This is a genomic window from Mesorhizobium sp. WSM4844, assembly GCF_055811775.1.
Map to the genome: position 1 here is coordinate 40,689 of NZ_JBVVQB010000048.1, position 13,404 is coordinate 54,092.

At 61.6% G+C, this 13,404-nt stretch carries 12 protein-coding genes and 2 tRNA genes; 6 read left to right on the top strand and 8 right to left on the bottom strand.

All coding sequences use genetic code 11. The annotated features are described in order from the left end of the window. Positions 1-13: 13 nt before the first annotated feature. Together AC0L2A_RS27875 and AC0L2A_RS27880 are read right to left on the bottom strand one after the other, a co-directional pair. On the bottom strand, positions 14-484 hold the full coding sequence (locus tag AC0L2A_RS27875) for a VOC family protein (protein WP_091591464.1): 471 nt from the start codon (positions 482-484) through the stop codon (positions 14-16). A gap of 509 nt (positions 485-993) precedes the next feature. Then, entirely contained in the window at positions 994-1,536 is a 543-nt protein-coding gene (locus AC0L2A_RS27880) for a class I SAM-dependent methyltransferase (RefSeq protein ID WP_167366348.1), read from the bottom strand. 157 nt (positions 1,537-1,693) lie between these two features. Between AC0L2A_RS27880 and AC0L2A_RS27885 the strand changes: the two genes are divergently transcribed. After that, a complete protein-coding gene (locus AC0L2A_RS27885) occupies positions 1,694-1,942 on the top strand; it encodes a hypothetical protein (protein ID WP_091591467.1) in 249 nt (82 codons plus the stop codon). Positions 1,943-2,052: 110 nt separating this feature from the next. Here the strand turns inward: AC0L2A_RS27885 and AC0L2A_RS27890 are convergent. Continuing rightward, positions 2,053-2,128, bottom strand: a tRNA-Val gene (locus AC0L2A_RS27890). Positions 2,129-2,343: 215 nt separating this feature from the next. Between AC0L2A_RS27890 and AC0L2A_RS27895 the strand changes: the two genes are divergently transcribed. Then, a tRNA-Asp gene (locus tag AC0L2A_RS27895) sits at positions 2,344-2,420 on the top strand. A 167-nt stretch (positions 2,421-2,587) separates the two neighbouring features. Here the strand turns inward: AC0L2A_RS27895 and AC0L2A_RS27900 are convergent. Together AC0L2A_RS27900 and AC0L2A_RS27905 are read right to left on the bottom strand one after the other, a co-directional pair. Then, on the bottom strand, positions 2,588-3,694 hold the full coding sequence (locus AC0L2A_RS27900; RefSeq protein WP_167366349.1) for a flavodoxin family protein: 1,107 nt from the start codon (positions 3,692-3,694) through the stop codon (positions 2,588-2,590). Between the two features lie 55 nt (positions 3,695-3,749). After that, the gene (locus AC0L2A_RS27905) at positions 3,750-4,067 is read right to left on the bottom strand and encodes an EF-hand domain-containing protein (RefSeq protein WP_236473745.1); all 318 of its coding nucleotides are present in this window, start codon (positions 4,065-4,067) and stop codon (positions 3,750-3,752) included. Positions 4,068-4,643: 576 nt separating this feature from the next. Here AC0L2A_RS27905 and AC0L2A_RS27910 point away from each other — a divergent pair. Beyond that, entirely contained in the window at positions 4,644-5,429 is a 786-nt protein-coding gene (locus AC0L2A_RS27910; protein ID WP_473611509.1) for an ion transporter, read from the top strand. Positions 5,430-6,366: 937 nt separating this feature from the next. Here the strand turns inward: AC0L2A_RS27910 and rbsK are convergent. The 3 genes from rbsK to AC0L2A_RS27925 all read right to left on the bottom strand — a co-directional run bounded on the left by rbsK (position 6,367) and on the right by AC0L2A_RS27925 (position 8,920). Beyond that, the gene (rbsK, locus tag AC0L2A_RS27915; protein WP_473611511.1) at positions 6,367-7,308 is read right to left on the bottom strand and encodes a ribokinase; all 942 of its coding nucleotides are present in this window, start codon (positions 7,306-7,308) and stop codon (positions 6,367-6,369) included. 4 nt (positions 7,309-7,312) lie between these two features. Continuing rightward, positions 7,313-7,765, bottom strand: coding sequence for an RbsD/FucU family protein (locus AC0L2A_RS27920; RefSeq protein ID WP_473493599.1), 453 nt, complete (start codon positions 7,763-7,765; stop codon positions 7,313-7,315). 96 nt (positions 7,766-7,861) lie between these two features. Beyond that, the gene (locus tag AC0L2A_RS27925) at positions 7,862-8,920 is read right to left on the bottom strand and encodes an ABC transporter ATP-binding protein (RefSeq protein WP_473611512.1); all 1,059 of its coding nucleotides are present in this window, start codon (positions 8,918-8,920) and stop codon (positions 7,862-7,864) included. Positions 8,921-9,213: 293 nt separating this feature from the next. Between AC0L2A_RS27925 and AC0L2A_RS27930 the strand changes: the two genes are divergently transcribed. From AC0L2A_RS27930 to AC0L2A_RS27940, 3 genes are all read left to right on the top strand, one after another. Continuing rightward, positions 9,214-10,878 (top strand): ABC transporter substrate-binding protein, encoded by a 1,665-nt coding sequence (locus AC0L2A_RS27930; protein ID WP_029353498.1) that lies wholly within the window; start codon positions 9,214-9,216, stop codon positions 10,876-10,878. A gap of 124 nt (positions 10,879-11,002) precedes the next feature. Continuing rightward, on the top strand, positions 11,003-12,124 hold the full coding sequence (locus tag AC0L2A_RS27935; protein ID WP_473611514.1) for a carbohydrate ABC transporter permease: 1,122 nt from the start codon (positions 11,003-11,005) through the stop codon (positions 12,122-12,124). Positions 12,125-12,135: 11 nt separating this feature from the next. Then, positions 12,136-13,053 (top strand): carbohydrate ABC transporter permease, encoded by a 918-nt coding sequence (locus AC0L2A_RS27940; protein WP_027155318.1) that lies wholly within the window; start codon positions 12,136-12,138, stop codon positions 13,051-13,053. Positions 13,054-13,404: the final 351 nt, after the last annotated feature.

The following is a 13,404-nucleotide window of genomic DNA, read 5'->3' on the forward strand; positions in this document are numbered from 1 at the left end:
GCGGCCTTCGCGATCAGTCTGGCCAAAGCTCCCGCTTGCGTTCTTCAAAGCCGAGCACGCGTTTGCTATTGGTCCACCGCGCGACCTCGCCCTCCATTCCATCCGGGTCCTTGAAGCTCACAAGACGGACAGCGCCGAAATCTGTAATGGTCCCATCCGAAGCGCCGGCCTTCACCAGACGTCGCCTGACTTCCTGCAAGCACTCTTCATCGTGTACCTTCAGCGCAAGATGATCTATGTGACCTCTCTTGCCCATCTGCATCGACCCATCTTCATACCCCGTTGGTTCCGGCATTTGGAACGGATGAAGGGCAAAGCCACCTCCAACGTCGATTAGTGAGTGACGAAGAGTGCCGCCACCGGGACCAGGCTCGGACAGATCGAACTTCGTTTCCGCGTCGAAGATTTCTTCATAAAAGCGAATGAAACGGTCCATGTCGTGTGTGAACAGCGTCAGATGGTGCGCACCAACCGTTACAGGCATGCCGAACCTCCCTTGCCGATAATATGACGAGCATACCATCTCGCGTTGAACCGGGCGACCTGGAGCCGCGGTACATCACTGAACGCGAACGGGCCGATTCGGTCCGCAAAGCGGCTGTTCGATACGGGTTTCGTGGCGGCTGCTGAACCGGAAAACCTCAAACCCTTGAGAAAACATGGTGGGCGATGACGGGCTCGAACCGCCGACATCCTCGGTGTAAACAATGCTCCCGCCCTTGCAGACCAGCACAAGAGCCGGCTTTACAACGTTACAGACGGGGCCGTGGCGGCAGTCGGGACTGCGGGCTACGCCGGCAATGGCGCTGGCATTACCGTTACAAGCATGGGTGCGTGTCCCGTCGTGGCTGGAAAGGCTTATAGGGTGGAACACCGTTGCACCAGCACCTGAGGAACGGATGGTTTGGGTGCGGCGGCAGGCTATTCCGAGATTGAAATTTATACCCGCGTCGAATTTTGGCGAAGAGACTGACTGTAGGTCTCCTAGACAAGCTATTCCCGCCTCATCAGCATGCAAAAGCCGGCAGATGTGCTGTTCGTCTCATTCCAATATTTCTTACGGTCCCAAACCGCTAGGATACTGGATGGCGAAAAGTCGTGCCTGATCTCTTTCATGTCCTCAAAAAGAAAGCGCATCCCGGAAGGGGTGGCCCGCCAATGGTCGCCAAAATACGGGCCTTCATGAACAGGGTAGAACCAGGGCATAGCGATGAAAAGGTGGCCGCCCGGCCGAACGAGGCCGGTTATGTTTGGAGCGGCAACCCACGGCCTGTCGATGTGTTCGATGACCGAGTTCGCGATTACCAAATCGTAGGTTCCGGCATCTGCCGGAAGATTCATTAAGTCCCCGTGGATATGGCGGGGGTCATCATGCGGGGCCAAGTCCAAGGTTCTGAAATCCGCGCCGGGGAAATAGTCTTCGTAAACTCGGCCTTCCTTGTCTCTGTGGTTTGGCTTCGCGCCGACATTGAGAACCGTTTTTGCCCCCAGCGGTGAGCAAAAGTCCTTCAGGCACCGATTAACGTGCTTGCGCAAGACTGTCGTCCGGCCACGTCCGAAAATCCAAATCCGATTAAGCATCTGGCTTCGATAGCACTCAACAAAGTGAGCGCGCAAGCCAGCGTTGTTCCTAGAATTCGGATTGGCGCATCGGGCTGTCTAGCCTTCGTCAATACGGCAAAGGTTTACTGACATGCGCCGCTGGAAACTCTCGGCGGCTGCCGTTCTCTTTTCCATGTCGGCAGGCCTTGCGACGATCCACGCCGCCGGCCGCGACCCCTATGTCGGCGAGTACAGCATGGAGTGCCCGCAAGCCCAGTGCTGGCTTGAGATCAAGAAGGGGAAAGGGAAGACCTACAACGTCCGCTTCATTGCCGCCGACCGCGTGGATGCCTCCAAAGTCCTCTGTCGGGCGGATATCCCGATGGAAGGGGACCTTTGAGTTTCACCGCGACGGAACAGTATGAGGACGGTCTGTCCGGCTCTTACGGCGACGACCCGCTCGTTTGGATTCTGTCCGTCGGCAACCTATGTGAATTTCCTTAAGAAATTTGGTGGGCGATGACGGGCTCGAACCGCCGACATCTTCGGTGTAAACGAAGCGCTCTACCAACTGAGCTAATCGCCCGCTCCGGGGCGGACCTTTAAGCAGTTAGGACGGGGTTCGCAAGGCCAAATGAGCGCGCAACGGCCTCGCCGCTGGTCGTTTTCGGCGGCAAAATCCGGCTTGTCAAAAAACCTTCTGCTGTTTGCTGTTATGCTGTCGCGCTCCGCTTGACACCCGGTGGCTTACGCCTTATCCACCGCCCCAACGACGAACACGGCTGACCGTGCTCGTCTTGCGCGGGTGTAGCTCAGTTGGTTAGAGTGCCGGCCTGTCACGCCGGAGGTCGCGGGTTCGAGCCCCGTCACTCGCGCCATTTTCAATCACTTAGCTGATTGGAAATGAAAAAAACTCTGAATGCCGGACCGGCAATTCAGATATTCGGGTCGACCCTGGCACCCGATAAATCTAGCGTTTGGTCCGATTTTTAGAGATCCGTTCGATCTGGCCCATCACCGCTTGCGGATCGCCGTTCTAGTGTTCCTATTTTTGCCTCGGGTCTTCCAGGCCGATGCCGATCTGACGGAAACGGCCCGCCCGACGTTCGACGACGGCTTCGGCGAGCGCGCGGGCGGCGTTGCGGACCTCTTCCTGGATTGTCTCGTCGGCATCGAGTTCCTCATGGCTTGTGGCGTACGGCTTCCAGTAACCGATGTAGCGGTCGAGCTCGGCGCTCGGGCCGGCCGGCGACAACTTCATGAAGCGCAGCCAGTCGGCGATGGAATGCCGCACATTCTCCGCACCTTCGACATCGCCGTGCACGATCACAGAAAACAGCCTGCCTGCCAGATGACGCGGATAGTCCCACCCGGCCAGTTCTACCTGCTTTGCCTTTGCCGCATCCTTGCCTTGTGTCAGCGAGGGGTCTGGATTGCCACCGTCAGCGCAGACAAGCCTGTCCATCATCAGTTTGACAGGCGAGGAAACCTGATACCAATTCACCGGCGAGATGATCATGACGCCATGGGCGGCGACCCACATCGGGTAGATTTCGTTCATCCAGTCCTGAACTTGCCCAAGCGAATGGTTGGGATAGCAGGAACAGGGCCAATGGCAGAGCGGAGCGGCCGTCGAAAAGCACGCCTTGCACGGATGGATGTTCCTCCCGTATTCGGAAGCAAGCCGCGACAGATCGAGAATTTCGACTGCAAGTTTCGTTTCCTTGTCGATGGTCTCACGGGCGATTTCGGCGAGCCGGAAACTCTTCGACATCTCGCCGGGACAGGTGTGCTCGCTGCGCGACGACCCGTTGATGATCAACAGACGCGGCGGCACCGTTAGATCCTCGTACCGACGCTGCGCCTGCAGCACGGCTTCGTGCGCCGCAATCCAATCGACGGACAGATCGTAGTCGGGGTCGCTGAACGCAGGACCGGCTTTCCTCGTGATCGGGCTCTTGCGGGAATCCGCATAAGCCTGCCAGGCGATCGAAGCGATTTGCTCAATCGACTGGGCGAGCGGTTCGAACGCCGGGTCGACGAATTGCTGCTTGTACCTCGCCTTGAAGGCTTTCTCACTCAGTCTGGGACTAGCCATGCCCTTGCGAGGCGCCGGGGCTTTCCCGGCAAACTTGCCAACGAGACCAGCCATTTCCGAATTCCCTTTCCCGAATTCTCGTCCAGGAACGCGCAAGATTTGCAGTGATTTATTCGCCCGTTCCGTCGGCGCCTCCGTGGAAGAAGGATCGAATTTCCTCCCTGTCGATGCTGTCGTCGCCGTCCTCGTCGACGGCGCTGAATATCCGCTCGACAAAATCCTGAACCTCGGTTTGAGAAAGCGCACCATCGCCGTCGGCGTCGACTATCGCGAACATCATTCGCATCCGCGCACCATGCATCATCCCGCCTCCCATATGGCGCCGGTCATGCCTTCGGAAATCGCGATGCCAACGGTCGTCACCTCGCCGCTCTGCTCGCGGGCGGCGATGCTCCTGCATTCTCTCCTCCAGCATCTCGGTCATCATCTCACGCATCGTTTGCCGCATGGAGTCTTCGGTTGGCCCGCCTGGCGACGGCTGTGAACCCTGCGCAGGTGCGGCGGGCGCAGGCGAGCTCGTCTGGGATATCGCCGGCGAAGCCAGCATAGCCAACGCCGCGGCAATTGCTGTGGTCTTGCTTGCTGATGTCATCGTGTTCTCCTTGGAGAATGGGTGGACCGAACGTGTCGGCATCCAAGCCAAACCCGCTGCTCGCCGCATGGTTCCTGGCGCGTTTCAACGCTAGTGATTGGTGAAAGCGGCGATAACGGTCAATCTCCCCCCTTGAGGGGGAGATGCCCGGCAGGGCAGAGGGGGTCGGTTCGACGGGGCGCGGCCTTCTCTCTTGCGACAGTGGAGGTTGGTGCTCGACGCGCGGCGACCCCCTCTGGCCTGCCGGCCATCTCCCCCTCAAGGGGGGATCAGTAGCTTAGCCGCAGCATTCTTCGGCTGTTTCGACTTTTTGTATCCGGTGCGCCACAAGCCGGCCATATGCGTTTGAGCATTGGAGTTTCCATGCCCGGTTCCCATTTTCGGGTCCGATGCTCTAACGGAGAAGAAGCCTTGGATGCCCTGAAATCGCTGATCGAATCGCGCCGCTTCGACCTCGCGATCATGGTCCTGATCCTGATCAACGCCGTCACGCTCGGCCTCGAAACCTCGCCCGACGCGATTGCTGCCTTTGGCCCGCTGCTAATGGCCATCGACCGCGCGATCCTCGGCGTCTTCGTGCTCGAACTCGCGATCCGGCTGGTCGTCTACCGGACGCGTTTCTTCCGCGATCCATGGCGCATCTTCGACCTCTTCGTCGTCGGTTTCGCGCTGATCCCCACGACCGGTTCGCTCTCGGTGCTGCGGGCGCTGCGGATCCTGCGGGTGCTGCGCCTGATCAGCATCGTTCCTTCGCTGCGCCGTGTCGTCACCGGCTTCATCACCGCCCTGCCCGGCATGGGCTCGATCATGCTGTTGCTCGGGCTGGTGTTCTACGTCTTTGCGGTGATGGCGACGAAGCTCTACGGCGCGTCGTTTCCCGAACTGTTCGGCGGCATACCGGCGTCGCTGTTCACGCTTTTCCAGGTCATGACCCTCGAGGGCTGGTCGGACGGCGTGGTGCGCCCGGTCATGGCGGTCTATCCGGCCGCCTGGCTGTTCTTCATCCCGTTCATCATCGCGACCTCATTCACCGTGCTCAACTTGTTCATCGGCGTGATCGTTTCGGCGATGGAGGCCGAGCATGAAGCCGTGGAATCGGCCGACAGGGCGACGCTGCACAGCGACCAGGCGATGATCCTGGCGGAATTGCAGGCACTGCGGGCGGAGGTCCGCGAATTGACCGGCGTTCGCGGCTAGAGCGCCTCCGCGAGCATTGCAAAACACCGTCGGCGGCTTGTGATGGGTGCCATGAAAGAGCCCGCCGCTTCATTTGCGAAGCGGCGGGTCCCCCAATACCCCCTCGATTGCCAGGTCAAGATTGCCCCCGGCTTCGCTGACCGTGCAATTGCGGCGCCAGACCCAGTGACCCATTACGGGACACCTATGCCAAAGACGCAAGACGGGTTTGGCGATTCATATTCACTGTGGCTAATATGTCACCGTGGTCGGAGATGACGGCCAATCTCCCCCCTTGAGGGGGAGATGTCCGGCAGACAGATGGGGTCGGTTCGACTGGGCGCGGCCTTCTCTCTTGCGACAGAGGAGGTTGGCGCATTACGTCAGACGACCCCCTCTGTCGCCTTCGGCGACATCTCCCCCTCAAGGGGGGAGATCAGCAGCTTCGACTTCGCCCACACGCTGGTGATTGGCGAAGGCGCCGATGACGGCCAATCTCCCCCCTTGAGGGGGAGATGCCCCGGCAGGGCAGAGGGGGGCGCTGTCCCTCGGCGATAAAAGGGGGGCCTATCACAGGTGAAAGCCGAGGCTTTCGCTCTACGATGGACCCCCACCCCTAACCCCTCCCCACAAGGGGGAGGGAGACTTCCGTTGGCGTTAACCTCGGCAAATTGCCTGCCATTTCGCAAAGGGGAAGTAAGGGCGCGCAGCAGCGTTCCCTCCCCTTGTGGGGAGGGTTAGGGTGGGGTCCTTCTTCGCAAGACTCCAAATGCGATTGCCTGCCTCAAGGGGGAGGGAGACTTCCGTTGGCGTTGACCTCGGCAATTTGCCTGCCATTTGGCGCAAAGGGGAAGTAAGGGCGCGCGCGGCAGCGTTCCCTCCCCCTTGTGGGGAGGGTTAGGGTGGGGGTCCTTCTTCGCAAGACTCCAAATGCGATTTGCCCGCTGGGCTGGAGGCCTCAACCCCTGGCGAGCAATGCCTCGACCTCTTGCAGTGTCGGCATCGACGGCGCCGTGCCCGGCCGGGTGACCGAGATGCCGGCGACGGCGCAGGCGAAGCGGACCGCTTGCAGCGGATCCACGCCTCTCGCAAGTGCTGCGGCCAGGCCGCCATTGAAGGCGTCGCCGGCGCCGGTGGTCTCGACCACGGGACCGGCTTTGATCGCGCCGACATGGTCGGAGCGGCTGGCCGTGTGCAGCAGCGCGCCCTGTTCGCCGAGCGTAACGATGACGGCGCCGGCGCCCTTTCCAAGCAAACGATCGGCGGCGCGGCGGGCGTCGTCGATGGAGGACACCTTGATGCTGGTCAGTTCCTCAGCCTCGGTCTCGTTGGGCGTGACATAGTCGCAGAGCATGTAGATGCGGTCAGGAAGCTTTGCTGCCGGCGCCGGGTTGAGGATGGTCGTCACCCCTGCCCCGCGCGCGATCTCCAGCGCCCGCATCGCCGCCTCGATCGGCTGCTCGAGCTGGGTGACGAAGACGCCGGCCGAGCGGATCAGGCCAGCGTTAGCCTCGATGTCGTCGGGCGAAATCAGCATGGCCGCACCCGGGCTGACGATGATGGCGTTGTTGCCGCTCGTCTCCTCGACGAAGATATAGGCCGCACCCGTATAACTCTCCGGCGTGTCGATGACGGCGCTCTTCACCCCGGCCTGCGTCCAGGTTTGCCTGGCCATGTCGGCAAAGGGATCGACGCCAAGGCGCGTCAAAAAAGTGATGTCGGCGCCGAGACGGCCGGCCGCGACCGCCTGGTTGGAGCCCTTGCCGCCCGGGCCGAGGGTGAAGGATGTTCCAAGGATCGTCTCGCCCATGCGCGGCTGGCGGGCGGCGCGGTAGGCGGTGTCGGCGACGAAGACGCCCAATATGACGACAGGCTTGATGACCACAGGCTTGCCTGGCATCCCGCTACTCCGCGTCCGGCGGAACGACGCCCTTGCGGAAGGCAAAACAGCCATAGAAGCGACGCTCGCCGGTCTGGATGACGCAATAGGCGTTTTTGGCACGTTCATAAAAGGCGTAGCGCTCGACCGAAATCATCGGCCAGGCCTTGCCCTCAGCCGCATCGATCTCGCTTTGCACTTCTTGCTGCACGGCGGGAATCTCGTCCGGCTTGCCGACGATCTCCATGCGGGCGGCGGCATCGTCGACGAAAGTGTCCAGCGGATAGAGCGACAGCACCGCCTTGACCACGTCAGCGGCCGGCGCATCGATGCGCAGCAGCCGACCGAGCACCGTCTGGCGCGCCACCGAATCGGAGGGGAAGTTGGTGTCGGCGATGATCAAATCGTCGCCATGGCCCATCGCCCGCAACGCCTGCAGCACGTCGGCATTGAGCAGCGGATTGATCCCTTTGAGCATAGTTCCCTCCCGAACGGCTTTTTTGATGCGAAGCCTGGCGCATGATCCCGAAGTGTTGTCGGTTTTCGGACAAGATCATGCGCAATTCAAAGTGTTTTAGAGACGATTGCCGGTCTCTGCGTCGAAGAGATGGACCTGGTCGAGCCGCGGTTTCAGGTGCAGCGTGTCGCCCGGCTTGAAGTCGTGGCGCTCACGGAACAGCGCCACCATCTCGCCCTCGCCGAAACGCAGAAACACCAGCGTTTCGGAACCGGTCGGCTCGACGACGGAAATCTTCGCCGGCACGCCGTCGGGGTGGATTTCGAGATGCTCGGGCCGGACGCCGTAGACGACATTGCGCCCGTCCTCCACCTTGCTGCTCGCAGCCATCGGGAACGGCGTCCCTGCGATCTCGACGATGGGCTTGTCGCCCTTGCGCACCACGCCCTTGAGCAGGTTCATCGACGGCGAGCCGATGAAGCCGGCGACGAACAGATTGGCCGGCCGGTCGAACAGTTCCAGCGGCGCGCCGACCTGCTCGATGCGGCCGTCGCGCATCACGACGATCTTGTCGGCCATGGTCATGGCCTCGATCTGGTCGTGCGTGACATAGATGGTGGTGGTCTTCAGCCGCTGGTGCAGTTCCTTGATCTCGGTGCGCATCTGGACGCGCAGCTTGGCGTCGAGGTTAGACAGCGGCTCGTCGAACAAAAACACCTGCGGGTTGCGCACGATGGCGCGACCCATGGCGACGCGCTGGCGCTGGCCGCCCGAGAGCTGGCGCGGATAGCGCTTGAGATAGGGGTTGAGATCGAGGATATCGGCGGCGCGCTTGACCCGCTCGGCGACATCGGCCGGATCGGTCTTGCGCAGTTTTAGCGCAAAGGCCATGTTCTGCTCGACCGTCTTGTGCGGATAGAGCGCGTAGTTCTGGAACACCATGGCGATGTCGCGTTTGGCCGGCGGCAGATGGTTGACGACACGGTCGCCGATGGCGATCGTGCCGCCGGAAACGGTCTCCAGCCCTGCCACCATCCTGAGCAGCGTGGACTTGCCGCACCCCGAAGGGCCGACCAGAACCACGAACTGCCCGTCGGCGATGTCGACGCTGACACCGTGCAGGACCTTGACGCTTCCGAACGCCTTGGCCACATTGCTGATCGCGACTTGAGCCATTGGCCCCCCTTTCGTTGCGGTGAAGCTAAACAACGCAAACAGCGAGGGCAAGTCAGTCTTTTATAGATAAAAAACTCTGTTCGCGTTTGACACGGCACCTGGTTGTGAGAATAGTGAAAGGGCTCGGGTTTTGACCCTGTTCCGGGCGCGCCGGCACGGTGGTCGGACCACGGAAGTCGAAGCGTTGCGGAGGAAAACTTGGGCCGCTATTTCTGGGAGCCGCTGTTGTTGGGGAACATTTCCAGCGCTCCAAACACCCGAACAATCACCATAGAGATTCTGGGAGGAACGAAATGAAAGTCAGCCTTTACAACCAATTCATGCGGGCGGGTGCCACTCGCCGCGATGTGCTCAAGGGCGCGGCCAGCATGGCCGCGATCGCAGCGGCATCCGGCGCCGGGCTTGGCGCGCTGACGCGCCCGGCTTCCGCGGCAAGCGAATTGCGCGCGCAGATCCTGCAGATCCCCGGTGTCGGCAAGGGCCAGCCGACCGATGCCGACTTCCAGCAGGTCGGCGAGCTTTGCCTTGAGGCGACCAAGGCCAGCGTCAAGGAAGGCGAATTCGCCGGCGTCCAGCTCACCTTCATGGGGCTCAACAACCAGAACCTGCACAATGTGCTGTTTCGCGGCTTCCTGAAGCCGTGGGAGACCTATACCGGCGCCAAGATCAACTGGATCGACCTGGCGCAGGCGGACTACAACGCTCGCCTGCAGCAGTCGATCGCCACCGGCACCGTTGATTTCGACATCATCGAGATGGGCGCGCCGTTCGAAGGCGACGTCTGCGGCAAGGGTCTCACGTCCGAAATGCCGGACTGGGTCAAGGACCAGATCGACATGAAGGACGTCGTGGCCTATCTGCAGCCACCGGTCGGCACCTGGGACGGCAAGCAGTACCGCGTGACCGTCGATGGCGACGCGCACAACTTCAACTACCGCACCGACGTGTTTGCCGATGCCGACCTCGCCAAGGCGTGGAAGGACGGCGGCGGTGGCGGTGAATGGGGCGTGCCGAAGACCTGGCAGCAGGTGCAGGCGGTGACAAAATTCCTCAAGGGCAAGCAGTTCCAGGGCCAGGACGTTTTTGGCTATCTCGACGCGCCCAAGGCGTGGGGCGGCTTCGGCTTCTATTTCCTCGGCAGCCGCGCCAGCGCCTATGCCAAGCATCCCGACGACAAGGCCTGGCTGTTCGATGCCGATACGATGAAGCCGCGCATCAACAATCCGGCCTGGGTGCGGGCGATCCAGGACGTGATCGACGCGCTGCCGTCCGAGCCTGCCGACCAGATCAACGCCGACCCGAACACCACCGCCTTCCAGCAGTTCCTGGCCGGCACCGGTTCGATGGTCACCTGGTGGGGCGACGTCGGCTCCAACGTCAAGACCAACGACAGTTCTGTTGTCGGCGACGTCACCGGCTTCTCGATCCTGCCCGGCTCGGATGACGTCTACAATTCCAAGACCGGCCAGTGGGACAAGCTCGCCAGCGGCCCGAATTATTCGCCGAACTGCGCCTATCTCGGCTGGGGCGTCTACGTCATGGCACGGGTCGACAGCGACGAAAAGAAGAAGAAGGCGGCCTGGTCTGCCGCTGCCCATCTCGGCGGCAAGGACTTGTCGCTCTGGTGCGCAGCATATCCGTCCGGCTTCCAACCCTACCGCAACTCGCATTTCGACATTCCGGAATGGGTGGCGGCCGGTTACGACGAGGCTTTCATCACCTCGTATCTGAAATCGGAGGCCGACAGTTACAACCATCCGAACGCCGCGATCGAGCCGCGTATCCCCGGCATCTTCCAATATTACAGCGCCGCCGAGGACATCCTGGCCAATACATTTGCCGGCAAGATGACGGCGCAGGAAGGCGCCGACGCCATTGCAGCCGCCTGGGAGAAGCTGACCGACCAGATCGGCCGCGAAAACCAGATCAAGCTCTACAAGGCCTCGCTTGGTATGTAGGCTGAGATTCTAGGGACCGTGGTCCGGCGACGCAAAGCCGCCGGACCAGTTTGACCGGCCAGCCGGTCATAACAGTTTGACCGGCCAGCCGGTCATAGCAGCTTTCAGTGAACGGACGAGACGCGTGGCTGACGAGACCTTGCCCACCAGTGCGTGGCCGGCAAACGCCGCTCCAGCCGATCTGATATCGCCGGGCCGCAAGCGGCTCGGCCGGGCGTTGATGGCCGCTGCGACGTTCGGCCTGCTGGCAGTGATCGCAATCCAGATCCTTTACAAGACAGAGGTCGACACGATCGGCTTCGAGACTTGGCGGCCGGTCGTCTATGCCTATGTGCTGTGGGGTGTTGCGCTCGGCATCGGCCAGGTGCTGACGCGCGGCGAAGACGGCCAGCGCGCGCTGTTCCTCCTGCCGGCGCTGCTGTTCACCATCGCCATGGTGATCTTCCCGACGCTGTTCGGCTTCTACATTGCGCTGACCGACTGGAACCTCAGTTCCTTCTCCGGCCGCAAGTTCAACGGGCTCGACAATTTCTGGCAGATGCTGGCCGATCCCTATTACCGCAACGCGCTGTTCAACATGGTGCTCTACGTGCTGGCGGTGCTGGTCGAATACGTTATCGCCTTCGGCCTCGCTTTGCTGCTCAACGCACAGATCCGCGCGCGTAAATTCTTCCGCGTCGTCTTCCTCATGCCGTTGATGCTGTCGCCGGTCGCGGTGTCGTGGATGATCGGCAAGTCGCTGATGGAATACCGCTTCGGGCCGGCCGCGGCGCTGGCGCGCCAGCTCGGCTGGGAAAACCCCGCCTTCTTCTCAAACCCGATCACCGCCCGCATCTCGATCATGGTGCTGGATGCCTGGACGTTCATCCCGTTCATGATGATCATGCTGCTCGCCGGCCTTCAGGCGATGTCGCGCGAGGTGCTCGAGGCGGCCAGGGTCGACGGCGCCAATGCCTGGCAGACCTTCTGGCAGGTCACGTTTCCGCTGATGCTGCCGGTATCGGTGACGGCGATCATCCTGCGCATCATCTTCAAGCTGAAGCTGGCCGACATCATCATCACCGTCACCTCGGGCGGCCCGGGCGGCGCGACCGATTCCGTGTCGAGCTTCATCTACCGCGAGTATCGCGACCGCTCGAATGTCGGCTACGGCACCATGCTGGCGATGGCCTACCTGATCATCATCATCGTGTTCGTGACGTGGCTGTTGAAATTCGCCAATCGCTTCGTGCGCAACGTCAATTGACAGGCGGCCAGATGAGCGTTCAGACCACCGACTATGCCGCTTCCGAAATCCGCTCGCCGGCGAGCTTTTTCGCCAACCGCGTCTTCATCTATGGCGCGCTGGTGTTCTGGGCCTTCATCTGCCTGTTCCCGATCTACTGGACGATAACCACCTCGTTCAAGACCGCGGTCGACGTCACCCAGGGCCATCTCATCCCGTTCGTCGACTTCCAGCCGGACTGGAAGGGCTGGCGCTCGCTCGGCCTGTCGCCGGATGCGATCTTCCGGACCTCGACGGTGCGCGACGAGTTCATCAAGCGCTTCATGAATTCGGTCATCACCTCGGTCGGCGCATCGAGCCTCGCCATCGTCATTGGCAGCCTCGCCGCCTACGGCCTCACCCGCTTCCGCTATCACTTCGCCTGGTTCAAGAACGAGGACATCTCCTTCTTCTTCCTGTCGCAGTTGATCCTGCCGCCGGTGGTGCTCGCCCTGCCCTTTCTCGTGCTGTACCGGGAAGTCGGCATGCTCGACACGCGCATCGGGCTGATCCTGCTCTACACGCTGATGGTGCTGCCGATCGTCATCTGGATCATGCGCGACCAGTTCAACTCGATCCCGGTCGAACTGGAGGAAGCAGCCCTCGTCGACGGCCTGTCGATCTGGGGCGCCTTCTTCCGCATCGTCATGCCGATCGCGCTGCCGGGCATGGTCGCAGCCTTCATCCTGGCGATGGTGCTGTGCTGGAACGAGTATTTCTTCGCCGCGCTGCTGACCTCGACCGACGCAAAAACCATTCCCGTCATGGTGGCGAGCCAGACCGGCTCGCAGGGCATCAACTGGTGGTCGATGGCCGCACTCGCCACCGCCGCGATCACGCCGCTCGCCGTCATCGGCATCGCGCTGGAGCGCTACCTGATCATGGGCATGACCGCAGGCGCGGTGAAGTAGGCGGTTGCTTCTTCCCTTCTCCCCTTGTGGGAGAAGGTGGATCGGCGCGCAGCGCCGAGACGGGTGCTGGACGGAATGAGGCGTGGCGTTCCCTGGAACACCCCTCATCCGGCCGCTGCGCGGCCACCTTCTCCCACAAGGGGAGAAGGAAGAACCGCGCCAGGTGGATCGGCGCGCAGCGCCGAGACGGATGAGGGGTGCTGGAAAAAATGAGGCGTTGGCGTTCCCTGGAACACCCCTCATCCGGCCGCTGCGCGGCCACCTTCTCCCACAGGGAGGGCTTTGCACAGAATCGGATTGGTGATTCCGTGGGCAAGGAAGAGAGGGAGATGATTTGGATGGTCGATCGTG

Excerpts from the sequence above, each read along its gene's own strand:
- AC0L2A_RS27875 (WP_091591464.1), bottom strand. The coding sequence starts at position 484 with ATGCCTGTAACGGTTGGTGCGCACCATCTGACGCTGTTCACACACGAC.
- AC0L2A_RS27885 (WP_091591467.1), top strand. The coding sequence starts at position 1,694 with ATGCGCCGCTGGAAACTCTCGGCGGCTGCCGTTCTCTTTTCCATGTCG.
- AC0L2A_RS27900 (WP_167366349.1), bottom strand. The coding sequence starts at position 3,694 with ATGGCTGGTCTCGTTGGCAAGTTTGCCGGGAAAGCCCCGGCGCCTCGC.
- AC0L2A_RS27905 (WP_236473745.1), bottom strand. The coding sequence starts at position 4,067 with ATGATGACCGAGATGCTGGAGGAGAGAATGCAGGAGCATCGCCGCCCG.
- rbsK (WP_473611511.1), bottom strand. The coding sequence starts at position 7,308 with ATGCCAGGCAAGCCTGTGGTCATCAAGCCTGTCGTCATATTGGGCGTC.
- AC0L2A_RS27920 (WP_473493599.1), bottom strand. The coding sequence starts at position 7,765 with ATGCTCAAAGGGATCAATCCGCTGCTCAATGCCGACGTGCTGCAGGCG.
- AC0L2A_RS27925 (WP_473611512.1), bottom strand. The coding sequence starts at position 8,920 with ATGGCTCAAGTCGCGATCAGCAATGTGGCCAAGGCGTTCGGAAGCGTC.
- AC0L2A_RS27930 (WP_029353498.1), top strand. The coding sequence starts at position 9,214 with ATGAAAGTCAGCCTTTACAACCAATTCATGCGGGCGGGTGCCACTCGC.
- AC0L2A_RS27940 (WP_027155318.1), top strand. The coding sequence starts at position 12,136 with ATGAGCGTTCAGACCACCGACTATGCCGCTTCCGAAATCCGCTCGCCG.